The 25,320-nt window shown below is 39.1% G+C and carries 24 protein-coding genes and 5 tRNA genes; 8 read left to right on the top strand and 21 right to left on the bottom strand.

Translation table 11 applies throughout. The annotated features are described in order from the left end of the window. Positions 1-43 precede the first annotated feature (43 nt). Entirely contained in the window at positions 44-1,078 is a 1,035-nt protein-coding gene (locus R2S10_RS17020; RefSeq protein ID WP_316841608.1) for a hypothetical protein, read from the bottom strand. Between the two features lie 109 nt (positions 1,079-1,187). Between R2S10_RS17020 and R2S10_RS17015 the strand changes: the two genes are divergently transcribed. Then, positions 1,188-1,904: an EcsC family protein gene (locus R2S10_RS17015; protein ID WP_316841607.1), complete on the top strand. Its 717-nt coding sequence runs from the start codon at positions 1,188-1,190 to the stop codon at positions 1,902-1,904. A gap of 3 nt (positions 1,905-1,907) precedes the next feature. On the opposite strand, the gene R2S10_RS17010 is transcribed toward R2S10_RS17015, so the two are convergent. After that, on the bottom strand, positions 1,908-2,315 hold the full coding sequence (locus R2S10_RS17010) for an RNA-binding S4 domain-containing protein (RefSeq protein ID WP_316841606.1): 408 nt from the start codon (positions 2,313-2,315) through the stop codon (positions 1,908-1,910). Between the two features lie 78 nt (positions 2,316-2,393). On the opposite strand from R2S10_RS17010, the gene R2S10_RS17005 reads away from it, so the two are divergent. From R2S10_RS17005 to miaA, 6 genes are read left to right on the top strand one after another with little or no spacing between them, the layout of a single operon-like run. Next, positions 2,394-3,212, top strand: coding sequence for a 2,3,4,5-tetrahydropyridine-2,6-dicarboxylate N-succinyltransferase (locus tag R2S10_RS17005; protein ID WP_316841605.1), 819 nt, complete (start codon positions 2,394-2,396; stop codon positions 3,210-3,212). 4 nt (positions 3,213-3,216) lie between these two features. Continuing rightward, positions 3,217-4,344, top strand: a complete 1,128-nt coding sequence (locus R2S10_RS17000) for a glycosyltransferase family 1 protein (RefSeq protein ID WP_316841604.1) — start codon at positions 3,217-3,219, stop codon at positions 4,342-4,344. A gap of 6 nt (positions 4,345-4,350) precedes the next feature. Continuing rightward, on the top strand, positions 4,351-4,917 hold the full coding sequence (locus tag R2S10_RS16995; protein ID WP_316841603.1) for an L-threonylcarbamoyladenylate synthase: 567 nt from the start codon (positions 4,351-4,353) through the stop codon (positions 4,915-4,917). A gap of 25 nt (positions 4,918-4,942) precedes the next feature. Then, a complete protein-coding gene (locus R2S10_RS16990; protein ID WP_316841602.1) occupies positions 4,943-6,349 on the top strand; it encodes a CCA tRNA nucleotidyltransferase in 1,407 nt (468 codons plus the stop codon). Between the two features lie 52 nt (positions 6,350-6,401). Then, complete coding sequence (locus R2S10_RS16985; protein ID WP_316841601.1) at positions 6,402-7,064, top strand: IS1096 element passenger TnpR family protein; 663 nt, start codon at positions 6,402-6,404, stop codon at positions 7,062-7,064. A 9-nt stretch (positions 7,065-7,073) separates the two neighbouring features. Next, positions 7,074-7,985 (top strand): tRNA (adenosine(37)-N6)-dimethylallyltransferase MiaA, encoded by a 912-nt coding sequence (gene miaA / locus R2S10_RS16980; protein ID WP_316841600.1) that lies wholly within the window; start codon positions 7,074-7,076, stop codon positions 7,983-7,985. Here the strand turns inward: miaA and R2S10_RS16975 are convergent. The 18 genes from R2S10_RS16975 to rpsU all read right to left on the bottom strand — a co-directional run bounded on the left by R2S10_RS16975 (position 7,982) and on the right by rpsU (position 23,461). Beyond that, positions 7,982-8,296, bottom strand: a complete 315-nt coding sequence (locus tag R2S10_RS16975) for a DUF3467 domain-containing protein (RefSeq protein ID WP_265840822.1) — start codon at positions 8,294-8,296, stop codon at positions 7,982-7,984. The two genes, miaA and R2S10_RS16975, sit on opposite strands and share 4 nt — an antisense overlap. 126 nt (positions 8,297-8,422) lie before the next feature. Further along, a complete protein-coding gene (gene rpoC / locus R2S10_RS16970) occupies positions 8,423-12,709 on the bottom strand; it encodes a DNA-directed RNA polymerase subunit beta' (protein WP_316841599.1) in 4,287 nt (1,428 codons plus the stop codon). 87 nt (positions 12,710-12,796) lie between these two features. Next, a complete protein-coding gene (gene rpoB / locus R2S10_RS16965; RefSeq protein WP_316841598.1) occupies positions 12,797-16,600 on the bottom strand; it encodes a DNA-directed RNA polymerase subunit beta in 3,804 nt (1,267 codons plus the stop codon). A gap of 154 nt (positions 16,601-16,754) precedes the next feature. Further along, entirely contained in the window at positions 16,755-17,126 is a 372-nt protein-coding gene (gene rplL / locus R2S10_RS16960; RefSeq protein ID WP_316841597.1) for a 50S ribosomal protein L7/L12, read from the bottom strand. Positions 17,127-17,191: 65 nt separating this feature from the next. Next, a complete protein-coding gene (gene rplJ / locus R2S10_RS16955) occupies positions 17,192-17,713 on the bottom strand; it encodes a 50S ribosomal protein L10 (RefSeq protein WP_316841596.1) in 522 nt (173 codons plus the stop codon). 2 nt (positions 17,714-17,715) lie between these two features. Continuing rightward, positions 17,716-18,414, bottom strand: coding sequence for a 50S ribosomal protein L1 (rplA, locus tag R2S10_RS16950; RefSeq protein WP_062551168.1), 699 nt, complete (start codon positions 18,412-18,414; stop codon positions 17,716-17,718). Positions 18,415-18,437: 23 nt separating this feature from the next. After that, positions 18,438-18,881, bottom strand: a complete 444-nt coding sequence (gene rplK, locus R2S10_RS16945; protein ID WP_037443979.1) for a 50S ribosomal protein L11 — start codon at positions 18,879-18,881, stop codon at positions 18,438-18,440. A 76-nt stretch (positions 18,882-18,957) separates the two neighbouring features. Further along, positions 18,958-19,500 carry a transcription termination/antitermination protein NusG gene (gene nusG, locus R2S10_RS16940; protein WP_062550291.1) on the bottom strand — a complete coding sequence of 181 codons (543 nt, stop codon included), beginning with the start codon at positions 19,498-19,500 and terminating at the stop codon, positions 18,958-18,960. 9 nt (positions 19,501-19,509) lie between these two features. After that, positions 19,510-19,707: a preprotein translocase subunit SecE gene (gene secE, locus R2S10_RS16935; RefSeq protein WP_062550292.1), complete on the bottom strand. Its 198-nt coding sequence runs from the start codon at positions 19,705-19,707 to the stop codon at positions 19,510-19,512. A 13-nt stretch (positions 19,708-19,720) separates the two neighbouring features. Beyond that, positions 19,721-19,791 (bottom strand) — tRNA-Trp (locus R2S10_RS16930). Between the two features lie 118 nt (positions 19,792-19,909). Continuing rightward, positions 19,910-21,097, bottom strand: coding sequence for an elongation factor Tu (tuf, locus tag R2S10_RS16925; protein ID WP_062550293.1), 1,188 nt, complete (start codon positions 21,095-21,097; stop codon positions 19,910-19,912). 124 nt (positions 21,098-21,221) lie between these two features. Beyond that, positions 21,222-21,293, bottom strand: a tRNA-Thr gene (locus R2S10_RS16920). Between the two features lie 102 nt (positions 21,294-21,395). After that, positions 21,396-21,468: transfer RNA gene (locus tag R2S10_RS16915), tRNA-Gly, on the bottom strand. A gap of 10 nt (positions 21,469-21,478) precedes the next feature. After that, positions 21,479-21,561, bottom strand: a tRNA-Tyr gene (locus tag R2S10_RS16910). Between the two features lie 43 nt (positions 21,562-21,604). Continuing rightward, positions 21,605-21,677 (bottom strand) — tRNA-Thr (locus R2S10_RS16905). 204 nt (positions 21,678-21,881) lie between these two features. Continuing rightward, entirely contained in the window at positions 21,882-22,229 is a 348-nt protein-coding gene (gene hpf / locus R2S10_RS16900) for a ribosome hibernation-promoting factor, HPF/YfiA family (protein WP_316841595.1), read from the bottom strand. 14 nt (positions 22,230-22,243) lie between these two features. After that, positions 22,244-23,128: a tyrosine-type recombinase/integrase gene (locus tag R2S10_RS16895; RefSeq protein ID WP_316841745.1), complete on the bottom strand. Its 885-nt coding sequence runs from the start codon at positions 23,126-23,128 to the stop codon at positions 22,244-22,246. 138 nt (positions 23,129-23,266) lie between these two features. Beyond that, entirely contained in the window at positions 23,267-23,461 is a 195-nt protein-coding gene (gene rpsU, locus R2S10_RS16890) for a 30S ribosomal protein S21 (protein WP_062551169.1), read from the bottom strand. 139 nt (positions 23,462-23,600) lie between these two features. Here rpsU and R2S10_RS16885 point away from each other — a divergent pair, with 139 nt between their 5' ends. Beyond that, positions 23,601-23,972, top strand: coding sequence for a hypothetical protein (locus R2S10_RS16885; protein WP_316841594.1), 372 nt, complete (start codon positions 23,601-23,603; stop codon positions 23,970-23,972). 87 nt (positions 23,973-24,059) lie between these two features. Here R2S10_RS16885 and R2S10_RS16880 read toward each other — a convergent pair whose 3' ends face one another. Beyond that, positions 24,060-25,232, bottom strand: a complete 1,173-nt coding sequence (locus R2S10_RS16880; protein WP_316841593.1) for an acyl-CoA dehydrogenase family protein — start codon at positions 25,230-25,232, stop codon at positions 24,060-24,062. Positions 25,233-25,320 lie beyond the last annotated feature (88 nt).

Below are 25,320 nucleotides of genomic sequence, written 5' to 3'. Positions count from 1 at the left end.
CATCTTTTGAGGAATAATAATCTGGTACTTCTTCATTCTTAGCCTACTCAAGCAATGTCAGAGATCTTTTTGATAACAATTCTGCAAAGTCGATTTCCTGATTTTTCTCTGCTAAGCCCCAGGCCACGGAGTTAGCTAAAGAGGCCAAGGCTGTTTTATTGACAATCTTTGCTGAATACAAATTAAACTTATCCATATTTCTTTTCGTGGCATACAGGTGAACCAGCGGACAGTATAAACTACTGATTTTCAACGCATCCTCTTTTTTTTCTGGGTCCAGGCCAAACTTTTTCACCAGCTCCTCTAATTTCAGCGCTATCTGATCAGGGTCTTTCTCCTTATATATTGGCGTTCTTGCAGCATTAAAAGCTAAATTTCCAGTAGGATAACGGGCAATAATGATTGGCCTTAAAGAGTCAGCGGCTGCTTTATCTTTGAGTAAAAGATGCAATGTCATTAAAGTCATCAGATCAACTTCTTTAGGATCCTTCTGTACCTGGTAGCCTTTAATCTTACTATTGATCAATCCTGTTCCTTTCACTTTATCTACCCCATAAACAGTACTCAGGTAGTCTCCGCTAAACGCGGCTTTTAAAGCTGGGTTTGTAGCAAATGCCAGCTCATAAGATTTCACAGCTTTAGCCGGATCGGCCTTTAAGCCTACCTGTCTACTCATTACAGTGAGTAACTGCGCTTCTGCCATGTAAGCATTTCCTTTTACTGCTCCTTTATCGTAGAACAATGTATAATATCCCTGCGGACTAAGTTCAGTAGGTGCTTTCGCAGAAAAAACTAAGCAAACCAGATCTGTGCTATCTGCAGGAATGAACATTCCTTTAAAAACATTCCCTTCTTTTTTAAGCGTAACATTTACAAGTTGTCGTTTAAGATTCACGAAAGACTGTACCTTACATTGAATCTCCTTTTCTTTAGCAAAACTACCACCAGTTGGATCATAAGTAAAATTAAGGGGCTCGCCTCCCTTGGGGGTCTTAGTGCTAAACACTACCTGCTGAGCCCCAGCAGAAGCTGAGCTGAACAACAATAGTGAAAAAATAATTTTCTTTGAGTTGAACATAATTAGGAATTTAGGTTTAATTAGGAATAACTAAATATATAGTTTTCAATTGTAATAAGCAACTACTTAAAATTTAATCTTTAAGGAATAATTATTGTAATATGCAATCGTGAATTACGAAGAAAAAATAACCATAGAACTGGAATTCTGGAAACGGAAAATGAGACTTAAACCCTCATTTTTCAATAAAATGACCAATAATATTCAGAAGAAAATCAACAGCTATATCCCTGAAAAAGTTCATACTGCGATTACGGTTACCATCAAAAATATGATCAAAGGAGTGCTTTATGGTTCTACCTACACCACTTCTAACACACCTGCATTGGAAATGAGTCTGGTCCATAGAGAAGCGTTAGTGAAGTCGAAAATTGACAATTATTGTAAAACCGGAGCTGCTGAAGGTGGAATTACAGGTGCCGGTGGTTTTCTAATGAGCATGGCTGATTTTCCAATCCTCATTAGTATAAAAATGAAACTGTTGTTTGAAATCGCCGCCCTATATGGTTTCGACGTAAAAGATTATAGAGAGCGTTTATACTTGTTGTACATTTTCCAACTGGCCTTCTCCAGTCAGCAGGGACGTACAAAAGTTTTCATGCATATGGAAAACTGGGAAGAAAAACTACATATACTTCCCGGAAATGTGGACAGTTTTGACTGGAAAACCTTTCAACAGGAATACCGGGATTACATTGATCTTGCCAAACTCGCCCAGCTATTACCAATAGTAGGAGCTGCTGTGGGTGCTGTTGCCAATTATCAATTGATTAAACAACTTGGCACAACAGCAATGCAAGCCTATAGGATGAGACTATTGAAATAGTCCTTACTGCTTTTCTTCTTCTTCAAAAAGACCACCGGTCAAATCATCAATCTCTCGACGGTCTTTCTTTGTTGGTCTGCCTGCTCCACGGTCTCTGATCAATACTGGCGAATGAAACATCGATTTATAGCCCTGAGTCTCCTCTAAAGGAGTGATGTCTTTATACTTTGTCACCGCAATTTTCGCCTCTACCCTATTGTATAAAAGCTCTACCACTTCAATCACTTTCTTCTCTATTCCTTTGGATACCTGATACACATCTCCAGGTTTGACTATTGCAGAAGCTTTAAGATTATTACCATTAAATTTTACACGACCAGCCTTACAAGCCTCTGTCGCCAAACTCCTGGTCTTAAATAATCTTATTGCCCATAAGTACTTATCTATCCGTAATTTTTCTTGCTCTGCCATAAAAAATCAAAAATACATTATAGAAAACAATGGTCTATACATAAAATTGATTTATTTTGTCAAAAAATAACTTAAAACATGATAGCACAATTAAAAAAGTTAGTAGAAGCCGCTTGGGAAGACAGAACTTTATTAGGATATAGTGAATATTGCGAGGCAATAGAAACGGTAATTATGCAACTTGATAAAGGTGAATTGCGCGTTGCTGAACCAGTACTGAACTCGTGGGCTGTGAATGAATGGATTAAAAAGGCGGTAATCCTTTATTTTCCAATCAGAGAAATGAAAGAAATTGAAGTTGGTCCTTTTGTATTTCATGATAAAATGAAATTGAAAACCAATTATAAAGAATTAGGTGTAAGAGTTGTACCTCATGGTATCGCACGTTATGGCGCTTATTTAGCCAAAGGTGTGATCATGATGCCTTCTTATGTGAATATCGGTGCTTACGTTGACGAAGGTACAATGGTAGATACATGGGCTACTGTAGGTTCATGTGCGCAGATTGGTAAACACGTTCACTTAAGTGGTGGTGTGGGTATTGGTGGTGTATTAGAGCCGATTCAAGCTGCTCCGGTAATCATCGAAGACAACGTTTTTGTTGGTTCAAGAGCGATTGTTGTAGAAGGTGTTCGTGTAGAAAGAGAAGCTGTTTTAGGTGCAAACGTAGTTTTAACTGCCTCTACTAAAATCATCGACGTTACAGGAAGCACACCAGTTGAATATAAAGGTATCGTTCCTGCACGTTCAGTGGTTATCCCAGGTAGCTATGCGAAGAAATTCCCTGCTGGTGAATTCCAGGTTCCTTGTGCATTGATCATCGGTCAACGTAAAGAATCAACAGATAAAAAGACCTCTCTAAATGATGCATTGAGAGAAAATAATGTAGCAGTATAATAGAATGAAGATTGGTTTTGACGGAAAGAGAGCAGCGAATAACTTAACAGGACTGGGAAATTACAGCAGGTCTTTAATCACCCACCTGGCAGAATTTTTCCCTCAAAACCAATACTTTGTTTATACCCCAAAAGTAAAGGAGCATCCACAAATCTCCCGGTTTTTGCAAATCAAAGGGATTAAAACTGAGCTTCCTGATCGTCCGGGATGGTTCTGGAGAACTTCTGGAATCAAAAAACAACTATTAGAAGACCAGATTGACTTGTTTCACGGCTTGAGTCATGAGATCCCATTGGGGATTCAAGATTCCGGAATTGCAAGTATAGTGACGATACATGACCTGATTTTTCTCAGGTTCCCTCAATATTACGGAAGGATAGATCGATTCATTTATCAATTGAAATTTCGCTATGCCTGCAAACACGCAGCCAGGATCATCGCCATCAGTGAATGTACAAAAAGAGACATTGTCCATTTTTTCCATACCAATCCTGATAAAATTGAAGTCGTTTACCAAAGTTGTGACGACAGTTTCAAGTCTGTAACTGATCAAAAGAAAAGGCAGGAAGTCAGGGATAAACACCAGTTACCAGAAAAATATATTCTGAATGTAGGAACGATTGAAAGCCGGAAAAACCTGTTAACGCTAATTAAAGCATTGCCAGAGATTCATCCGGATTATCAGCTCGTAGTTGTTGGAAAAAAAACAGCCTATACCGACCTGGTCAACAAAGAAATTGAGGCATTGGGCTTAAAATCCAGGGTCACCTTTTTACAAAATGTACCTTTCGGGGATTTACCTTCTATTTATCAAATGGCTACAGCCTTCGTTTATCCATCATTATATGAAGGATTCGGTATTCCTATCATTGAAGCTTTGTATTCCGCTGTCCCGGTTATTGCAGCAACAGGTTCTTGTTTAGAAGAAGCCGGAGGCGAGAACAGCTTGTATGTGGCCCCTTATGACCATCAGGCACTCTCCGATGCCATAAATAAAGTATTAAACAGCCCTGCGCTCGCCACAGAGATGACAGTAAAAGGACTGGAATATGCTAAAAAATTTGATACCCGGGTTCTCACAGAAGAAATGATTAAAATTTATACCCAGGTACTTTCCAATCACCAGAAATAAAAGGTTATGCTTAAAACAGAAATTGAAAAGACCCTTCAGGTATTAAAAGACGGAGGGGTGATTCTTTATCCTACAGACACAGTTTGGGGATTAGGATGCGACGCTACAAATGAAGCAGCAGTAGCCAAAATAAATGAAATCAAACAACGCAGCACAGATAAAAGCTTTATCGTCCTGCTCGACAATGATTCAAAACTCCAAAGTTATGTAACAGAGATCCCTGACGTAGCTTATGACTTGATCGAGTATGCAGAAAACCCATTGACCATTATCTTCTCAGGGGCAAAAAACCTGGCTAAAAATGTAATCAATGAAGATGGTAGTGTAGGCATCAGAATTGTGAAGCATGATTTCTGTCAGCAGCTCATTCAACGCTTCCGTAAGCCGATAACTTCTACTTCTGCGAATAAATCAGGAGAACCTTCTCCCCTCATATTTGACGAGATTTCTGAAGAAATTAAAGCCGCAGTAGATTACGTAGTCGATTGGGAACAAGAGCTACAGGCCCCGAAGAAACCTTCTACCATCATGAAATTAGCTCCCGGAGGTCAATTTTCCTTTATAAGAAAGTAAGTTTTATTACTTTTGTAACTCATTAATGGAAAAACATTTACAAAATCCAATATTTAAAGTCCTTGCCGATATTGCTCAAACACATCAGATTGAAGCATACGTAATAGGTGGCTATGTCCGCGATATTTTCTTAAAAAGACCCTCTAAAGACATCGACATCGTAGTATTGGGGAATGGGATTGACTTTGCCGAATTAGTAGGTAAACAACTCAAAACCAAGGTAGCGGTATTTAAAAACTTTGGCACGGCCATGATAAAAACACGCGATCTGGAAATAGAATTCGTAGGGGCCAGAAAAGAGTCCTACCGTTCAGATTCCCGCAAACCTATCGTAGAAAACGGCACCATCAAAGACGACCAGCTGAGAAGAGATTTCACAATCAATGCCCTGGCCATCTCCCTGAATAAAGACAATTATGCCCAGCTTGTTGATCCCTTTGACGGAATTAATGACCTGGAGCAAAAACTCATCAGAACCCCTCTTGATCCTGAACTTACTTTTTCGGATGATCCATTAAGGATGATGAGGGCCATCCGTTTTGCTACTCAATTAGAGTTTAGCATAGACGAAACTGCGATCAATGCCATAAAAAAGCAGAAAGAAAGAATCAGCATTGTTTCAAAAGAGCGCATCACTGATGAACTCAACAAGATCATTCTTTCAAAAACACCTTCTATAGGTTTCAAATACCTGTTTGATACTGGTCTATTACACCTGGTATTTCCACAAATGGCCAACCTTTACGGGGTAGACATCATTAATGGAAAAGGGCATAAAGACAATTTTTATCATACCTTGCAGGTTCTCGATAATATTTGTGAGGTTACCGACGATCTTTGGCTTCGCTGGGCAGCGATTCTTCATGACATTGCCAAACCGGCAACCAAACGTTTTGAAGAAGGACATGGCTGGACTTTTCATGGCCATGAGGACAAAGGCGCGAGAATGGTACCTCAAATCTTTAATCAATTGAAACTTCCATTAAATGAGAAGATGAAATTGGTGCAGAAATTGGTACAACTTCACCTCAGACCTATTGTGCTGGCACAAGAAGTCGTTACAGATTCTGCAGTCAGAAGGTTGTTATTTGATGCCGGTGAAGATATAGAGAGCTTAATGATGCTTTGCAATGCCGATGTTACCACAAAAAACGAGTACAAAGTAAAAAAATACCGGAATAACTTTGAGCTGGTTAAGCAAAAGCTGAAAGATGTGGAAGAACGCGACAAGCTGAGAAATTGGCAACCTCCAATTACCGGTACCCATATCATGGAAGTTTTCGGTTTAACTGCAGGTAAAGAAGTTGGACTGATTAAAAATGCCATTCGGGAAGCAATTCTTGAAGGAGAGATCAAAAACGACTACGAGGAGGCTTTGCAGTTCATGCTGGAAAAAGCTAAAGAATTTGGCCTGCAACCCGTAAAGCACTAATACACAAAGTACAATAATATTTTATAATTTTATAGCTAGAAAAAAAGCTCAGATGGCAATTTATAGATTTAGAATAAGTTTCGAGGATTTCGATGAGGTAGTTAGGGAAATCGATATCAAACCAAACCAGACATTTGAAGATTTACATCGTGCGATACATCGCTCAACAGGATATTCTGCTGAAAAATCCTCTTCTTTTTATGTAAGTACTGATCATTGGATCAAAGGAGACGAAATTGCCTACTTACCTAATCAACGTAAAGCAGACAGAGGGGTCACTTTAATGGAAAAGGCTAAACTGAGCAGTTTTATTGAAGATCCACATCAGAAATTCTATTATATCTACAATTTCGATCGTCCCTTTGACTTTCATGTAGAGTTGATCAAGATCATTCTGGAAACTGATCCTAACCTCGAATACCCTGTATTGGTTAAAAGTCAGGGAGAAGCCCCTAAAATCATCGATAAAGACAATTTTAATGCTGTTGCAGTATCATCGACTGAAGCATCTACTGAATTTGATTTTCTGAATGAACTGGATTTTGTTCCTGGAGATACGGAAGAACTGGCAGCTATGGATGGAAGAGGCATCAATACAGAGGAAAAAACGATTGATGATGACTCAGATGATGATTCCGCTGATTCAGATGAGTATGGTAGCGACGACGACAGCTATGAAGATGATGAATACGGTGGCAAAGACGACGATTACTAATATTCGAACATGTTATTGGATAAAACCTTAGTTGTAATTGTCGGTCCTACCGGAATAGGAAAGACTGCCCTGGCTATTGAGCTGGCAAAACACTTTTCTACTGAAATTATTTCGGCTGATTCACGTCAATTCTTTAAGGAAATGGAAATTGGGACTGCAAAACCTTCCCCGGAAGAACTAAATGCAGCCCCTCATCATTTCATTAATTCCCATAGTATAGAAACCCTATTCAGCACCGGCGACTTTGAAATACAAGTGTTACAGCTGATGGAAGAACTTTTTAAAAAACAGGATCTGCTGATTATGGTCGGCGGATCCGGTTTATATATCGATGCCGTTTGTAATGGCCTCGATGATCTTCCCGATACAGACCTAAATATCCGCGAACAATTAAAACAACAGCTGGAAGAAGAAGGTATTGAATCCATTAAACAACAGCTTAAAATCCACGATCCTGAGTATTATGAAAAGGTGGATCAGGCCAATCCGCAACGGATGGTCAGAGGCTTGGAATTCTTCCTTTCTACTGGTAAAAAACTCTCCTCCTACCAAACCAACAGCAAAAAACAAAGACCTTTCAATATCATCAAAATAGGGCTTAATATGGACCGTGCTTCGTTATATCAGCGCATTAACCATAGAGTTGATCAGATGATGGATGCAGGCTTGCTGGAAGAGGTAAAGGGGCTACAGGACTACAGAAAGTATAATGCCTTAAATACAGTAGGCTATTCAGAATTGTTCGATTATCTGGATGGTCATCTTCCGTTAGAGACTGCGGTAGACAAGATCAAGCAAAACACACGTCGTTTTGCAAAGCGGCAGCTCACCTGGTTTAGAAGGGATGACAACACTGCCTGGTTTGAACCAAACAAAAGCAAAGCCGTCATCCTTCATATCAATGAGGTATTAAAATCTTAAGCCTGAGCTGTTGGTCCGCCAAAATTCATTGGAAACCCAGGAGGCTCATCCTGTGTTTTAATTTTGCCATAAGCAGCTTCATATTTCTCCAAATTATCCTGCATTGCCACCATTAATCTTTTAGCATGTTCTGGTGTCAGGATAATTCTTGATTTCACTCTTGCCTTAGGCACTCCCGGCATCACTCTGATGAAGTCCAGAACAAACTCCGTATTAGAATGCGTGATGATCGCCAGGTTTGAAAAAATCCCTTCTGCAACTTCTTCAGAAAGTTCAATATTTAATTGGTTTTCGTTTTGCTGTTCTTCCATAGCACAAAACTATTACTTTAATCCATACAGAGGTAGCAGATCGCCAATTATTTTCCAAACCTAAACGCATAAAAAAAGTCCCCCGACTTTTAACAGAAGGGGGACTTTTCAAAAAATATTTAAATATTAAGCATCTACTTCTTCTTGTTTCGAAGCTAATAATTTATCGTATTCTTCTTGAGAACCTACAATGATACGCTCGTATCCACGTACACCTGTACCTGAAGGAATTAAGTGTCCAACAATTACGTTTTCTTTTAATCCAAGCATGTTATCACGTTTACCAGCAATTGCTGCTTCGTTTAACACTTTTGTCGTCTCCTGGAAGGATGCTGCAGAGATGAACGATTTCGTTCCTAATGAAGCACGTGTGATACCTTGTAACATTGAACTCGCAGTTGCAGGTCTTGCATCACGAACTTCAATTTGTCTCAAATCTTTACGTTTCAATTGAGAATTTTCGTCTCTTAATTTACGTAGAGAAAGGATTTGTCCTGGTTTCACTGTGTTTGAATCACCAGCTTCTACAACAACTTTTTTGTCATAGATCTCGTCATTCTCAATCATGAAGTCCCAACGATCTGCAAGATTATTCTCTAAGAAAGTGGTATCTCCTGGATCTTCAATGTGAACTTTTTGCATCATCTGGTGTACAATCACCTCAAAGTGTTTATCATTGATTTTCACACCTTGTAAACGGTAAACCTCTTGGATACCATTTACTAAGTATTCTTGTACAGCCGCAGGGCCTTTAATCGCTAAGATATCCGCTGGAGAGATAGAACCATCAGAAAGAGGCATACCTGCTTTCACAAAGTCATTATCCTGAACCAGGATGTGTTTAGACAATGGAACAAGGTATTTTTTAACTTCTCCGTCTTTAGATTCGATCGTCATTTCGCGGTTACCACGTTTAACGCCACCTAAGGTTACCACACCATCAATCTCTGTTACTACAGCAGGGTTTGAAGGGTTACGTGCTTCGAAAAGCTCAGTTACACGTGGTAAACCACCCGTGATATCTCTAGTTTTACCAGTTGCACGAGGAATCTTAACAAGGATCTGACCAGTTTTAACTGCGTCACCTTCATCGATAGCGATGTGGGCTCCAACAGGGATGTTATATCCTCTGATCAATTCACCTTTTTTATCCACAACCCGTACAGAAGGGTTTTTAGTTTTATCACGTGTATCGATAATTACTTTCTCACGGTGACCAGTTTGCTCATCTGACTCCTCACGGAAGGTTACACCTTCAACGATTGCATCAAATTCAATTTTACCGGCGAACTCAGAGATAATTACCGCATTATATGGATCCCATGAACAAATCTTATCACCCTTAGTGATTTTAGCACCATCCTCAACATATAAGAATGAACCGTAAGGAATGTTATTGGTCATGATCACTTTGTTTGTACCAGGCTCAACAATTTTGAACTCACCTGAACGACCTAAAACAATTTGTTTTACGCCATCTTCAGTATCATTCTCTACTGTACGAACATTTTCAAACTCGATGATACCATCAAATTTAGCATTGATTTGAGATTCTGCAGCGATGTTCGATGCAGTACCCCCAACGTGGAACGTACGAAGTGTTAACTGTGTACCCGGCTCACCGATCGACTGTGCAGCAATTACACCGACAGCTTCACCTTTTTGAACACGTTTACCAGTTGCTAAGTTACGACCGTAACAAAGCGCACAAACTCCGCGTTTATTTTCGCAGGTTAATACCGAACGAATTTCAACACCTTCTAATGGTGATTCTTCAATTGCTTTCGCAATATCTTCATCAATATCCATTCCGGCTCCAACTAATAATTCACCATTCAAAGGATTGAATACATCATGTAGAGAGATACGACCTAATAATCTGTCGTATAATGGCTCAACGATGTCTTCATTATCTTTCAATGCAGTAGTGTACATACCTCTTAAAGTACCGCAATCTTCTGCATTAACGATCATATCCTGTGCTACATCATGTAAACGACGTGTCAAGTAACCCGCATCCGCCGTTTTTAACGCCGTATCCGCAAGACCTTTACGCGCACCGTGAGTAGAGATAAAGTATTCTAATACCGATAGACCTTCCTTAAAGTTAGATAGAATCGGATTTTCAATAATCTCACCACCTGAACCTGATTTCTGAGGCTTAGCCATCAAACCACGCATACCGCATAGCTGACGAATCTGCTCTTTCGAACCACGGGCTCCAGAGTCCAACATCATGTAAACTGAGTTGAAACCTTGGTTATCGCTCGATAACTGAGTCATCACGAATGATGTTAAACGGTTATTGATACGAGTCCAGATATCGATAATTTGGTTGTAACGCTCGTTGTTGGTAATGAATCCCATGTTATAGTTATTCCTTACTTCTTCAACTTCAGCAGAAGCTTGTTCCAATAGCGCTTGTTTCTCAACAGGAATGTTTACATCTTGTAAATTAAATGATAAACCTCCTCTGAATGCCATTTGGAAACCTAATTCTTTGATATCATCTAAGAATCTTGCTGCGCGAGACATACCGGTAATTTTCACTACGTGACCAATGATATCTCTAAGAGATTTTTTAGTCAATAGTTCATTGATGTAACCAACTTCTGCCGGAACCATTTGATTAAATAGCACACGACCTACAGTTGTTTCCAACAATTTATTAACGATTGTTCCGTCTTCCAATTTCACATTTACCTTCACTTTGATAAACGCGTGAAGATCAATTCTCTTCTCATTGTAAGCAATGATTACTTCTTCAGGAGAATAGAATGAGAAATCTTGTCCGTTAACTACACGTTTTTCGTCTGTTCTACGGCCTTTAGTAATATAGTAAAGACCCAAAACCATATCCTGTGAAGGTACAGTAATTGGAGTTCCGTTTGCAGGGTTTAGAATGTTGTGGGCAGCAAGCATTAATACTTGTGCTTCTAAGATTGCGGCGTGTCCTAATGGTAAGTGTACTGCCATCTGGTCACCGTCAAAATCCGCGTTAAATGCGGTACATACTAATGGGTGTAATTGGATCGCTTTACCTTCCACCAATTTAGGTTGGAAAGACTGGATACCCAATCTGTGTAGTGTTGGTGCACGATTCAGTAATACCGGGTGACCTTTTAAAACATTCTCCAGAATATCCCAAACTAATGGATCTTTTCTGTCTACAATTTTCTTTGCAGATTTTACTGTTTTAACGATACCTCTTTCTATCATCTTGCGAATGATAAACGGTTTGAATAGCTCAGCAGCCATATCTTTAGGTAAACCGCATTCATGTAATTTAAGGTTTGGACCTACAACAATTACCGAACGAGCAGAATAATCCACACGTTTACCTAATAAATTCTGACGGAAACGACCTTGTTTACCTTTCAGGATGTCTGAAAGAGATTTTAAAGCACGGTTACCTTCAGTTTTAACTGCATTTACTTTACGTGAGTTATCAAATAACGAATCTACCGCTTCTTGTAACATACGTTTTTCGTTACGTAAAATTACTTCCGGCGCTTTGATCTCGATTAAACGTTTCAAACGATTGTTACGGATAATCACACGACGGTATAGATCATTTAGATCTGAAGTCGCGAAACGACCACCTTCAAGAGGTACTAACGGACGCAATTCCGGTGGAATAACTGGAACAATCTTGATGATCATCCACTCTGGGTTATTCTCAATACGGGTTCTTGCACCACGGAAAGCTTCCACTACCTGTAAACGTTTCAAAGCTTCGTTTTTACGTTGCTGAGAAGTTTCGTTTGCAGCCTGGTGACGTAGGTTATAAGATAAAGTATCTAAATCAATACGTTTCAATAAATCCTCTAATGCTTCAGCACCCATTTTGGCGATGAATTTATTAGGATCTTTATCGTCTAAATATTGGTTTTCTTTTGGCAACTTATCAAGAATATCAAGATATTCCTCTTCAGTTAAGAAATCCATGTATTGAATACCTTCTTCTGCCATGAAACCAGCTTGGATTACTACATAACGTTCGTAGTAAATGATCAAATCTAATCTCTTTGTAGGCAATCCTAATAAGTATCCAATTTTATTTGGTAAAGAGCGGAAATACCAGATATGCGCAACAGGAACCACCAAATTGATGTGTCCCATACGCTCTCTACGTACTTTCTTTTCCGTAACCTCAACACCACAACGGTCACACACAATACCCTTATAACGGATACGTTTGTATTTACCACAATGACATTCGTAATCTTTTACCGGACCGAAAATACGCTCGCAGAACAAACCATCACGCTCAGGTTTGTAAGTACGGTAATTTATCGTCTCAGGTTTTAACACCTCACCACTAGAGCGCTCTAAAATAGCCTCCGGCGATGCCAAACTAATGGTGATCGAGGTGAAATTGCTTTTTAATTTATTATCCTTTTTGTAAGACATAGCTCTTTTGTTTGAATTTGAAAATTTAAAAAGCCGGAACGGACACCAGCTTAACTGTGGTCCGTTCCAGCATTAAAAAATTCAACATTAGTCTAACGTAATATCTAAACCTAATCCGCGTAACTCATGTACCAATACATTGAATGATTCTGGTACACCTGGCGTAGGAAGGTTTTCGCCTTTTACAATCGCCTCATAAGTTTTGGCCCTACCGATCACATCATCTGACTTAACAGTTAAGATCTCTTGTAGGATATTAGCCGCACCGAATGCCTCTAATGCCCAAACCTCCATCTCACCAAAACGCTGACCCCCGAATTGAGCTTTACCACCCAATGGTTGTTGTGTAATTAATGAATATGGTCCGATTGAACGAGCGTGCATCTTATCATCAACCATGTGTCCTAATTTCAACATGTAGATAATACCTACAGTTGTTGGCTGGTCAAATTTCTCACCCGTTAAACCGTTATGTAAGTAAGTTCTACCTGAAGCAGGTACACCAGCTTTAGCGATCCAGTCTTCTACCTCGTCATGTTTAGCACCATCAAAGATTGGAGTTGCAAATTTCACACCCAATTCTTTACCGGCCCATGCCAATACAGTTTCATAGATCTGGCCCAAGTTCATACGTGAAGGTACACCCAGTGGGTTCAACACGATATCAACAGGTGTTCCATCTTCTAAGAATGGCATATCTTCATCACGAACGATACGGGCTACAATACCCTTATTACCGTGACGACCAGCCATCTTATCACCTACTTTTAATTTACGTTTTTTAGCTACATAAACCTTAGCCATTTGTACAATACCTGATGGTAATTCATCACCAACACTGATGGCGAATTTATCACGTTTGTAAGCACCTAATTCTTCGTTTACACGAATACCATAGTTGTGCAATAGCAATTTAATCTGGTCATTTTTCTCGTCATCAGTAGTCCATTTGTATGGGTTGATGTGAGCATACTCCAGATCAGCAAGACTTTTCTGTGTAAACTTAGCGCCTTTAGGGAATAATAATTCCTTGTAAACATTGAATACACCTTGAGATGTTTTACCGTTTACAATCTGGAATAATTTATCTACAAGCTCATTTTTCAGATTAGTAGTTGCAAGGTCATATCTCTTATCTAATTTCTCTATCGCTGCTTTTTCTTCAGCTTTAGTAGTTTTCTTAGCTCTTGAGAATAACTTAGTATCAATTACCACACCTTTGATCGAAGGAGGAGTTTTCAAGGATGCATCTTTCACATCACCTGCTTTATCACCAAAGATCGCACGTAGTAATTTCTCTTCCGGCGAAGGATCAGATTCTCCTTTAGGAGTGATCTTACCAATCAGGATGTCTCCTTCTTTAACTTCAGCACCTACACGGATGATACCGTTTTCATCTAAATCTTTAGTAGCTTCTTCAGAAACGTTAGGGATATCTGGTGTTAATTCCTCTTCTCCACGTTTCGTATCACGCACTTCTAATTCAAACTCTTCAATGTGTAATGAAGTAAAGATATCTTCACGAACAATACGCTCGCTAATTACGATCGCATCCTCAAAGTTGTATCCTTGCCAAGGCATGAAAGCAACTTTTAAGTTTCTTCCTAACGCCAATTCACCATTTTCAGTAGCATAACCTTCACATAGTACTTGTCCTTTAACTACTTTCTGACCTTTCTTAACGATTGGTTTCAAGTTGATACAAGTATTCTGGTTGGTTTTCTTGAATTTGATTAATTTATATGTTTTGCTATCACCTTCGAATGAAACCAAACGATCTGCATCGTTTCTAACATACTTAATAGTGATCTCATTTGAATCCACATATTCTACTACACCTTCACCTTCAGCATTGATCAGTGTTCTTGAATCGCGGGCTACGCGACCTTCTAAACCTGTACCAACGATTGGTGCTTCAGGACGTAACAATGGTACGGCCTGACGTTGCATGTTGGATCCCATCAAGGCCCTGTTCGCATCATCATGCTCAAGGAAAGGAATCAACGAAGCAGCGATCGATGTAATCTGATTAGGTGCCACGTCCATTAAGTCTAATTTCTCAGGCTCAATAACCGGGAAGTCACCCTCGTAACGTGCTTTAACACGTGCAGTGGTGAAATTACCTTGATCATCATAAGCAGCATTCGCTTGTGCAATAGTTTTACCATCTTCATCTTCTGCAGACAGGTAAATCACATCCTCATCTACCTGAACAATTCCGTCTTTAACTTTTTTGTATGGAGTTTCAATGAAACCTAAGTTATTGATCTTCGCGTGAACGCAAAGAGAAGAGATCAAACCAATGTTTGGACCCTCCGGAGTTTCAATCGTACAAAGACGACCGTAGTGAGTATAGTGAACGTCACGCACCTCGAAACCGGCACGTTCACGTGAAAGACCACCTGGGCCTAGGGCTGAAAGACGACGCTTGTGCGTAATCTCTGCCAGAGGATTCGTCTGGTCCATGAACTGCGACAACTGGTTGGTACCAAAGAATGAATTAATTACCGACGATAAAGTACGGGCATTAATTAAGTCAGTTGGTGTAAACACCTCGTTATCACGAATGTTCATACGCTCACGAATGGTACGAGCCATACGCGCTAAACCAACACCAAATTGAGCGTATAATTGCTCACCTACTGTACGAACACGACGATTCGACAAGTGATCAATATCATCCACTTCTTCTTTAGAGTTGATCAATTTGATCAGGTATTTAACAATCGCAATAATATCTGCTTTTGTCAATACTTTAACGTGATCAGGAGTATCCATTTTCAACTTACGGTTGATGCGGTATCTACCTACATCTCCTAAGTCATAACGTTTATCCGAGAAGAACAAACGCTCAATGATACCTCTTGCAGTTTCCTCATCAGGTGGTTCTGCGTTACGCAAAGCACGATAGATGTTTTCAACAGCCTCTTTTTCAGAGTTAGATGTATCTTTTTGTAATGTATTATAGATAATGGTATAATCAGCTTGGCTGGCACCATCATCTTTAGATAAGATGATCGTTTTAACACCTGCATCAATGATCATATCAATGTGCTCATCTTCTAAAACAGTATCTCTATCTAAGATTACTTCGTTACGATCAATGGAAACTACCTCGCCGGTATCTTCATCCACAAAATCTTCAACCCATTTTCTTAGAACTCTTGCAGCAAGTTTACGTCCGATGTATTTCTTTAAACCTGATTTGCTAACTTTTACTTCATCAGCAAGATCAAATAATTCAAGGATGTCTTTATCAGAATCGTAACCGATAGCACGCAATAATGTAGTTACCGGGAATTTCTTCTTACGGTCGATGTAAGCATACATAACGTTATTTACGTCAGTAGCAAACTCGATCCATGAACCTTTGAAAGGAATCACACGCGCAGAATAAAGCTTAGTACCATTTGTGTGACGGCTTTGACCGAAGAACACACCTGGCGACCTGTGTAATTGCGAAACAATTACGCGCTCTGCACCGTTGATTACGAAGGTACCTTTAGGGGTCATATATGGAATAGTTCCCAGGTACACATCTTGAATGATGGTTTCAAAATCTTCGTGTTCTGCATCATTACAAGAAAGTTTCAGCTTCGCTTTTAATGGAACACTATACGTTAACCCACGGTCAATACACTCAGGTATATCATAACGCGGTGGATCAATAAAATAATCTAGGAATTCTAAAACAAAGATATTTCTAGAATCTGTGATTGGGAAGTTTTCAGCAAACACCTTAAATAAACCTTCTGTGTGACGGTTATCTGAAGTGGTCTCGATCTGAAAAAATTCTCTGAATGATTGCAACTGTACATCTAGAAAATCCGGGTAATCTATGATGTGCTTACTACGTGCAAAATTTACTCTTTGGTCGACTTTATTTGCCAATGGACTAAAGTTAATTTAGTTTAAGAATAAACTATTTGTTTGGTTTGCCGTTAAACGTTTTCACCAGCCAAACAAGATGAAATGTTTATAAACAGGTATAGACTCCGACTATACAGTCGGAGTCTATGTTTAAAGTTATATTAAAATTAAGTGATTACTTAATTTCAACTACAGCTCCAGCTTCTTCTAATTGTTTTTTCAAAGCTTCAGCTTCGTCTTTAGAAACACCAGCTTTTAATTCTTTTGGTGCGCCATCAACTAAATCTTTAGCTTCTTTCAAACCTAGACCAGTTAAGTCTTTTACCAATTTCACAACTGCTAATTTCTGACCACCAGCTTCTTTCAAGATTACATCAAAAGTTGATTTTTCTTCAGCTGCAGGAGCAGCATCACCAGCAGGAGCAGCAGCAACTGCAGCAGCAGCTGGTTCAATACCATACTCGTCTTTTAAGATTTGAGCTAATTCGTTAACTTCTTTAACTGTTAAGTTTACCAATTGCTCAGCAAACGCTTTTAAATCTGCCATATTTATAGATTTTAAAAAATTTTACGTAAAATAATAATTTATAATTTGAACTTTTAAGGTGTTCCTTAACCTTCTCTCTCTTGAAGAGTTTTAACAATTCCTGCAATTTTGTTACCGCTTGACTGTAAAGCTGAAACCACATTCTTAGCTGGTGATTGTAATAATCCAATGATGTCTCCAATAAGCTCTTCTCTTGATTTCAAGCTCACTAAAGTATCTAATTGGTTATCACCAACGAATACTGTTGAATCGATATATGCTGCTTTAAGTTGTGGCTTATCAGATCCTTTTCTCAAAGATTTGATCAGCTTAGCTGGACCATTTCCTACTGTTGAGAATAATAATGCTGATTGACCTTTAAGCGCTACAAAGATTTCTGATGCATCGCCTTCTAATCCTTCGATCGCTTTTCTGATCAAAGTATTTTTAGCTACCTGCATTTCAATCCCGCTTTCAAAACATTTGCGACGGATGATGTTTACTTTCTCAACAGATAAGCTTGATGTATCGGCAATGTAAAAGTTACCGAATTCCTGCATCTTCTCTAGAAGTGCTGAAACTACTACGTGTTTTTCTTCTCTGTTCATAATTAAATCCCCGCTACTGATTTAGTTTCGATTGCAATTCCAGGACTCATAGTTGAAGAAACATGAATGCTCTTAAAATAAGTTCCTTTTGCAGCAGATGGTTTTAGCTTAGAAATTACTTGAAGTACTTCTAATGCGTTTTCATATATTTTTTCTGCTGGGAATGATACTTTTCCTATTGAAGCGTGTATAATACCACTTTTGTCAACTTTAAAATCAATCTTACCGCCTTTTACATCAGTTACTGCTTTACCAACTTCGTTAGTTACAGTACCTGACTTAGGGTTTGGCATAAGGTTACGTGGACCTAAAACGCGGCCCAGTTTACCTACTTTTGCCATACAAGCAGGAGTAGTGATAATAATGTCAACATCAGTCCATCCACCTTCAATCTTGGCTACATATTCGTCTAAACCTACAAAATCTGCACCTGCTGCTTTAGCTTCTTCTTCCTTATCAGGATTACAAAGAACTAATACACGTACAGTTTTACCTGTACCGTGTGGTAAAGTAGCAATACCACGTACCATTTGATTGGCTTTACGTGGATCTACTCCTAATGCTACATCGATATCAACCGATGCATCAAATTTAGTAGTAGTGATATCTTTTACCAAAGCAGCCGCATCCTGTAAAGAATACGTTTTACCAGATTCTAGTTTAGCATGTGCCTTTTTTTGATTTTTTGTTAATTTAGCCACTGTTGTAAACTGTTTTTTGTTAATTAATTTGTCCAAGGTGCATCACCACTAACGGTGATTCCCATACTGCGTGCTGTACCTGCAACCATACTCATTGCAGATTCGATAGTGAAAGCATTTAAATCAGTCATTTTATCTTCAGCAATTGACTTAACCTGATCCCAAGTCACCGAACCAACTTTCTTACGGTTGGGCTCAGCAGAACCACTCGCTAATTTAGTAGCATCCTTTAACTGGATAGCAACCGGAGGGGTTTTGATGATAAATTCGAAAGACTTGTCAGCATAAACAGTGATTACAACTGGTAATACTTTACCTGGCTTATCTTGGGTACGAGCATTGAATTGCTTGCAAAACTCCATAATGTTCACCCCCTTAGCACCTAATGCAGGTCCTACTGGTGGTGATGGATTTGCAGCTCCACCCTTGATTTGTAACTTAACAAGTGCACTGACTTCTTTTGCCATTTTCTGTTTTGTTAATTTTAATACTCAATGTTATAATGTTGGAAGCAAGTAACATTTAAGATCTTATATAATATTTCTATTCTTTTTCTACCTGCATATAGTTAAGCTCCAGTGGAGTTTTTCTTCCGAAAATCTTAACCATTACTTTCAGTTTTTTCTTCTCTTCGTTCACCTCTTCGATCACGCCGGTAAAACCATTAAATGGTCCATCCATTACTTTTACGTTCTCTCCAACATAGTAAGTTACGTTCATGGTTTCACCTTGTTGGCTCATCTCATCAACTTTACCTAAAATGCGATTAACCTCTGCTTGACGCATAGGTACCGGGTTTCCGCCTTTATCTCCTAAAAAGCCAATTACACTATTAACATTTTTAATAATGTGTTCCAGCTCTCCATCCAAATTCGCTTCAATTAAAACATATCCGGGATAGAAGTTACGCTCTTTCGCAATCTTTTTTCCCTCTTTCATTTGATAGTATTTCTCCATTGGGATCAATACCTGAGGAACAAGGTGAGAAAAACCTAAACGGCTAATTTCAGAATCGATATACTGTTTTACCTTCTTCTCTTTACCGCTTACCGCCCTAACTACATACCATTTCAACTGATCGTCCATTTAGCTATATTAATTAGAAAGTGATTTATAAAAAGTATCTAAAACAAAAGTAGATCCCTTATCCATTGCAAAAACGACTAATGCAATGATAAACGAAGCTACTAGAACCAGCACTGCAGAATTTTGCAATTCTCCCCATGTAGGCCAAGTAACCTTCTGGGTCATTTCTTCATACGATTCTTTAATAAACTGAACTACTTTAGCCATAATCTTTTATTAGCACGGGAACAAGGATTCGAACCCTGATCAAAGGTTTTGGAGACCTCTATTCTACCGTTGAACTATTCCCGTGTATATTATGCTTTATCTCTTCAACCAAGATTTAGCAGCTTTATTAGAAACAAAGTAGTGGGTTTTTAAAGCCCAACTACTTTGCTTTATTTGTTATTTAATGCCTATTGGCTTTAAATTACTTTACAATTTCAGTTACCTGACCAGCACCTACTGTTCTACCACCCTCACGGATTGCGAAACGTAGACCTTTTTCCATTGCGATTGCGTTGATCAATTTAACATTGATAGTAACGTTATCACCTGGCATTACCATTTCAGTTCCTTCAACTAAGGTGATTTCACCTGTAACGTCTGTGGTACGGAAATAGAATTGTGGACGGTATTTGTTAAAGAATGGAGTGTGACGTCCACCTTCTGCTTTTGATAATACATAGATCTCAGCTTTGAAATCTGTGTGAGGAGTTACTGAACCTGGTTTACAGATTACCATACCACGACGGATATCAGTTTTCTCAATACCACGTAACAATAGACCTACGTTATCACCTGCTTCACCATAATCAAGGATCTTACGGAACATCTCAACACCTGTTACAGTTGATTTAAGATTTTCAGCACCCATACCTAAGATCTCAACTGGATCTCCAGAGTTGATTACACCACGCTCAATACGACCAGTTGCTACAGTACCACGACCAGTGATCGAGAATACATCTTCAACAGGCATTAAGAATGGAAGTTCAGTTAAACGTGGAGGGATTGGAATGTAGCTATCTACAGCATCCATTAATTCCATGATTTTAGCAACCCAAGTAGGATCTCCGTTCAAGCCACCAAGAGCTGAACCTTGAATTACAGGGATATCATCACCAGGGAATTCATAGAAAGATAACAATTCACGAACTTCCATCTCTACTAATTCTAGTAATTCAGGATCGTCAACCATATCCACTTTATTCATGAATACTACCAATGAAGGAACACCAACCTGACGAGCCAATAGAATGTGCTCACGAGTTTGTGGCATTGGACCATCTGTAGCAGCTACAACGATGATAGCTCCATCCATTTGTGCAGCACCAGTAACCATGTTCTTTACATAATCCGCGTGACCTGGACAGTCAACGTGTGCATAGTGACGGTTAGCTGTTGAATACTCAACGTGTGCTGTATTGATAGTGATACCTCTTTCTTTTTCCTCTGGAGCAGAGTCAATAGAATCAAATGAACGCGCCTCAGATAAACCAGCATCAGATAACACTTTAGTGATAGCTGCTGTTAAGGTTGTTTTACCGTGGTCAACGTGACCGATTGTGCCGATGTTTAAGTGCGGCTTGCTGCGGTCAAACTTTTCTTTTGCCATGTTTTTATACTTATTAGTAGGTTATAACTTTTTTATTTATTAATTGTTTTGATACAAATTCAACACAAAAAACCTTGTTCAACTGCTATAAACGACAGATTCAACAAAGCTTGTTTTTATCTTGAGCCAAAGATGGGACTTGAACCCACGACCTCTTCCTTACCAAGGAAGTGCTCTACCGCTGAGCTACTTCGGCTTTTAATCTCAGCTTCAATCTAAATTAAATTAAGTAGTTCAATTTTAATATTCGAATTGAACTACTCAATTCCTTGCCGATTCTCCAGCTTTTCCAATTTTGAGCGAAAGACGAGGTTCGAACTCGCGACCTATAGCTTGGAAGGCTATCGCTCTACCAACTGAGCTACTTTCGCTTTTTTATTGTGGGGGGAGAAGGATTCGAACCTTCGAAGTCTTGCGACAACAGAGTTACAGTCTGTCCCATTTGGCCACTCTGGTATCCCCCCCTACCTTTAACCTGCCAATACTTTGCAGTATCGAAGTTAAAAGAGCCTCCTATCGGGATCGAACCAATGACCTACTGATTACAAGTCAGTTGCTCTACCAGCTGAGCTAAGGAGGCTAATATGATCATTGCAATGGTTGCACAATGATTTTTCAATTTTAATCTTTCACAGAACTAATCCGAATCTTTTAAGAGAAACGCCCTCTCTGATTGGGATTGCAAATGTACACCAATTTTAATATGATCCAAAATTATTTTAAAAAAAAAATGGCAGGACTTAATCCTGCCACCCTTTTTATTGAAAACCTCAAAAATATCATCCTAATAATCAGATACTTCGTCGGCATTTAAAATTGCTTTATGTTCACTTAATTTTTCTCGTGTTTTATCTTTGTGTTTAGTGATTTGCTTCCTTAACGACTCAATTGCCAAATCTGTCGCCTCCTCAAAAGATTTACATTGTTCCTTTGCGAACATCGTAACGCCCGGAACCATCAGTTTGATTTCACTTATCTTGTTTGCTTCATCGTCTACATTTTCTAATTTTAAATAAACCTCTCCACTAATAATCTGGTCGAAGAATTGATCTAACTTATCTGTTTTCTTCTGAATAAACTCCAACAATTTCTGGTCTGCATTGAAATGGATCGATTGAACTGTAATTTTCATTGTTTCCTCCTTTTTTATGCCTTTGGATGGGCTTGTTTATATATTGATTTTAATCTCTCGATAGAGTTATGGGTATACACCTGAGTTGCCGCGAGACTGGCATGCCCTAATAACTCTTTAATTGCATTCAAATCTGCCCCCCTATTCAAAAGGCTCGTTGCATACGAATGACGCAACACATGGGGGCTTTTTTTATCCTGTGTGGATATATATGTCAAATAACTGGTCACGATCCTATAAATTAGTTTAGGATAAGCCGTGGCTCCTTTATCTGTAACGAATAAGGGGCCCATTTTGTTATGAAAATTTTGTAATGTTTTTAAGTCAAGGTAAGCTTTTAGCTGATCTGCAAGGAGTTTACTGATGGGGATAATTCTTTCTTTATTTCTTTTCCCTATCACACGGATCGTAGCGCCATAAAAATCAATGCTTTGCTCAGTTAATGATAGTAATTCCGCCAAACGCATCCCCGTTCCAAACAAAGTTTCAATCACCAGTTTATCCCGAACAGAAGAGAAACTATCATTAAAAAATTCTTCGGAGTCCAATAAAACATCCAGCTTCTGGTCTTCTATAAATACAGGAAGTCTTTTGGGTATTTTGGGCGCTCTAACCAGCGTCATCGGACTGGCCTTGATCAAACCCTCGCGCAACAGGTATTTATAGAAGCTACGAAGCGTAGAAAGCTTCCTTCCTATAGAACGCTCAGAAACCTCTTCTTCCATCAAGGACACCATATAACTCCTCACCTGCGCATGACCGGCTTCCGGTAAGGGCAATTCAAAGGACTGCAACAGATAATCACTAAACTGCAACAAGTCCGTTTGATATGAGTTCAGAGTATGCGGAGAATAACGTTTCTCGTGCTGGAGATAAAGGAGGAATTGCGCAACAACCATAGGCATACTATTTGTAAAACACGATAAGTGAATATACAAAAGATCCCGCGTGAAATGGTCAGAATTTTCACATTAAAAATAAAAAAGCGCTACTGGGTTCACCAATAGCGCTTTAATATCATAGAAACTTTTTAGAAACTATACAGTTCCTTCAAGTTGCATGTTCTGCTTGTAAATAGCATGTTTAACTAACGTACGACGAGCTACAGATTTTTTCTCATAAGCTTGGCGGCTACGCAATTCTCTTAACACACCTGTTTTTTCAAATTTCTTTTTGAAACGTTTCAAGGCTTTATCTAGTGATTCGCCGTCTTTAATATTAATGATAATCATAACGTAATATACCCCCTCTCGTTGTTTTTAGGATTGCAAAGATAGAGTTTTGTTTTGAGAATCAAAACAATAAGTGTATTTTTATTTAAAACAAAGCACAGTTAATTTTGTCTATGATCTAATACTTAACCATCGTCCTATGAAATCAAAAAAAACGCTTTTCATTATCCTCGGCATTATCCTGCTGGGCTTGGGTAGCTTCTTATACTTCCGCTTCTACTTTGTACTCGGAGAAGGCGTAAAGGCCGGAGAGCTAAACTATGTCGTTAAGAAAGGTTATTTGTTTAAGACCTATGAAGGAAAACTGATTCAATCTGGAATACGCTCCAAGCAAACAGGAAACATCCAGTCTAATGAGTTTGAATTTTCAGTAGATAATCCGGAAATAGCGGAGAAAATGATGCTGAATAGTGGAAAAGTGTTCGAACTACGTTATAAAGAATACATGGGAGCCTTGCCCTGGAGAGGCTACAGCAATTATGTCGTCTACGAAATCATCTCGATAAACTAAAAAAAATACGGCGAACCTAAATTCGCCGTATCCGTTCTTGGTTATATTTGGTTAGAATATGCTTTATATAAATTGTAAGGTATTAAATTAATCTTTTAAAATCTCCCTTGCAATCACAATTTTTTGTATTTCTGAGGTTCCCTCCCCAATCGTACACAATTTACTATCTCTGTAAAACTTCTCTACCGGAAAATCTTTCGTGTATCCATATCCGCCAAAAATCTGTACAGACTCTGTGGCACAACGCACCGATACTTCAGAAGCAAAGTATTTAGCCATCGCCGATTCCTTAGTCATCGGTAATCCACGATTTTTAAGATCAGCAGCCTGTCTGATCAATAACTCTGCAGCCTCGATCTCTGTGGCCATATCTGCCAGCTTAAAGCTGATCCCTTGAAAACTAGCGATCGCTTGTCCAAACTGATGACGTTCCTTTGAATAAGCAACAGCAGCTTCATATGCCCCCTTTGCAATACCCAAGGATAAAGCAGCAATAGAGATCCTGCCACCATCCAATACTTTCATGGCCTGTTTAAATCCTTCACCTACATTACCCAACAGGTTTTCTTTAGGCACGCGACAGTTGTCGAAAATCATCTCAGTAGTTTCCGAAGCACGCATTCCAAGCTTATTCTCCTTTTTACCAGCAGAAAAACCAGGAGTACCACGTTCTACTACGATTGCAGAAATCCCTTTCGAATCTCCTTTTTCGCCTGTACGCACCATGACTACCGCTACATCACCACTTTTACCGTGAGTAATCCAGTTTTTAGCCCCGTTGATAACATATTCATCGCCTTCTAAACGCGCAGTAGTCATCATACCTAAAGCATCAGAGCCGGTATTCGCCTCTGTCAAGCCCCAGGCACCAATCCATTCCGCTGAAGCCAGCTTAGGCAACCACTTATGTTTTTGTTCTTCCGTACCAAAAGCTAAAATATGTCCGGTACATAAAGAATTGTGTGCTGCTACGGACAAACCGATAGAGCCACAAACCTTAGCCACCTCTACAATTACATCTACATATTCCTGATAGCCAAAACCAGAACCTCCATAAATTTCAGGAACCAGTACGCCCATCAATCCTAATCCGCCGAGTTTCTTGAAAACTTCTACAGGAAAATGTTGCGCTTCATCCCATTCCATCACATGAGGACGAATGTTTTTTTCAGCAAAATCTTTTACCATCTTCCTAATCATCTCCTGATTTTCTGAAATACTAAAATTGTATCCTACAGAACTATCCATCGTTTCTAACATATCTTATTGTTTGAATTTGAACAATTATAATGAAAAAAACCGCTTACAACCACAGTTGAAAATTCGCTCCCTGATAGAACGAAACGGT

Origin of the sequence: Pedobacter gandavensis (assembly GCF_032678745.1) — a bacterium.
Classification (GTDB): Bacteria; Bacteroidota; Bacteroidia; order Sphingobacteriales; family Sphingobacteriaceae; genus Pedobacter; species Pedobacter gandavensis_C.
Note: the sequence above shows the minus strand (reverse complement) of the source record. Positions and strands in the feature narration are given on the sequence as shown.

Bases quoted from the DNA above. Each gene is read 5' to 3' on its own strand.
- R2S10_RS17005 (WP_316841605.1), top strand. From the start codon at position 2,394: ATGATAGCACAATTAAAAAAGTTAGTAGAAGCCGCTTGGGAAGACAGA.
- R2S10_RS16995 (WP_316841603.1), top strand. From the start codon at position 4,351: ATGCTTAAAACAGAAATTGAAAAGACCCTTCAGGTATTAAAAGACGGA.
- R2S10_RS17020 (WP_316841608.1), bottom strand. From the start codon at position 1,078: ATGTTCAACTCAAAGAAAATTATTTTTTCACTATTGTTGTTCAGCTCA.
- miaA (WP_316841600.1), top strand. From the start codon at position 7,074: ATGTTATTGGATAAAACCTTAGTTGTAATTGTCGGTCCTACCGGAATA.
- R2S10_RS16990 (WP_316841602.1), top strand. From the start codon at position 4,943: ATGGAAAAACATTTACAAAATCCAATATTTAAAGTCCTTGCCGATATT.
- rplK (WP_037443979.1), bottom strand. From the start codon at position 18,881: ATGGCAAAAGAAGTCAGTGCACTTGTTAAGTTACAAATCAAGGGTGGA.
- rplL (WP_316841597.1), bottom strand. From the start codon at position 17,126: ATGGCAGATTTAAAAGCGTTTGCTGAGCAATTGGTAAACTTAACAGTT.
- hpf (WP_316841595.1), bottom strand. From the start codon at position 22,229: ATGAAAATTACAGTTCAATCGATCCATTTCAATGCAGACCAGAAATTG.
- tuf (WP_062550293.1), bottom strand. From the start codon at position 21,097: ATGGCAAAAGAAAAGTTTGACCGCAGCAAGCCGCACTTAAACATCGGC.
- R2S10_RS16880 (WP_316841593.1), bottom strand. From the start codon at position 25,232: ATGTTAGAAACGATGGATAGTTCTGTAGGATACAATTTTAGTATTTCA.
- R2S10_RS16985 (WP_316841601.1), top strand. From the start codon at position 6,402: ATGGCAATTTATAGATTTAGAATAAGTTTCGAGGATTTCGATGAGGTA.
- R2S10_RS16885 (WP_316841594.1), top strand. From the start codon at position 23,601: ATGAAATCAAAAAAAACGCTTTTCATTATCCTCGGCATTATCCTGCTG.
- secE (WP_062550292.1), bottom strand. From the start codon at position 19,707: ATGGCTAAAGTAGTTCAGTTTATTAAAGAATCGTATGAAGAAATGACC.
- R2S10_RS17010 (WP_316841606.1), bottom strand. From the start codon at position 2,315: ATGGCAGAGCAAGAAAAATTACGGATAGATAAGTACTTATGGGCAATA.
- R2S10_RS16895 (WP_316841745.1), bottom strand. From the start codon at position 23,128: ATGGTTGTTGCGCAATTCCTCCTTTATCTCCAGCACGAGAAACGTTAT.
- R2S10_RS16975 (WP_265840822.1), bottom strand. From the start codon at position 8,296: ATGGAAGAACAGCAAAACGAAAACCAATTAAATATTGAACTTTCTGAA.
- R2S10_RS17000 (WP_316841604.1), top strand. From the start codon at position 3,217: ATGAAGATTGGTTTTGACGGAAAGAGAGCAGCGAATAACTTAACAGGA.
- nusG (WP_062550291.1), bottom strand. From the start codon at position 19,500: ATGGACGATCAGTTGAAATGGTATGTAGTTAGGGCGGTAAGCGGTAAA.
- rpsU (WP_062551169.1), bottom strand. From the start codon at position 23,461: ATGATTATCATTAATATTAAAGACGGCGAATCACTAGATAAAGCCTTG.
- rpoC (WP_316841599.1), bottom strand. From the start codon at position 12,709: ATGTCTTACAAAAAGGATAATAAATTAAAAAGCAATTTCACCTCGATC.
- rplJ (WP_316841596.1), bottom strand. From the start codon at position 17,713: ATGAACAGAGAAGAAAAACACGTAGTAGTTTCAGCACTTCTAGAGAAG.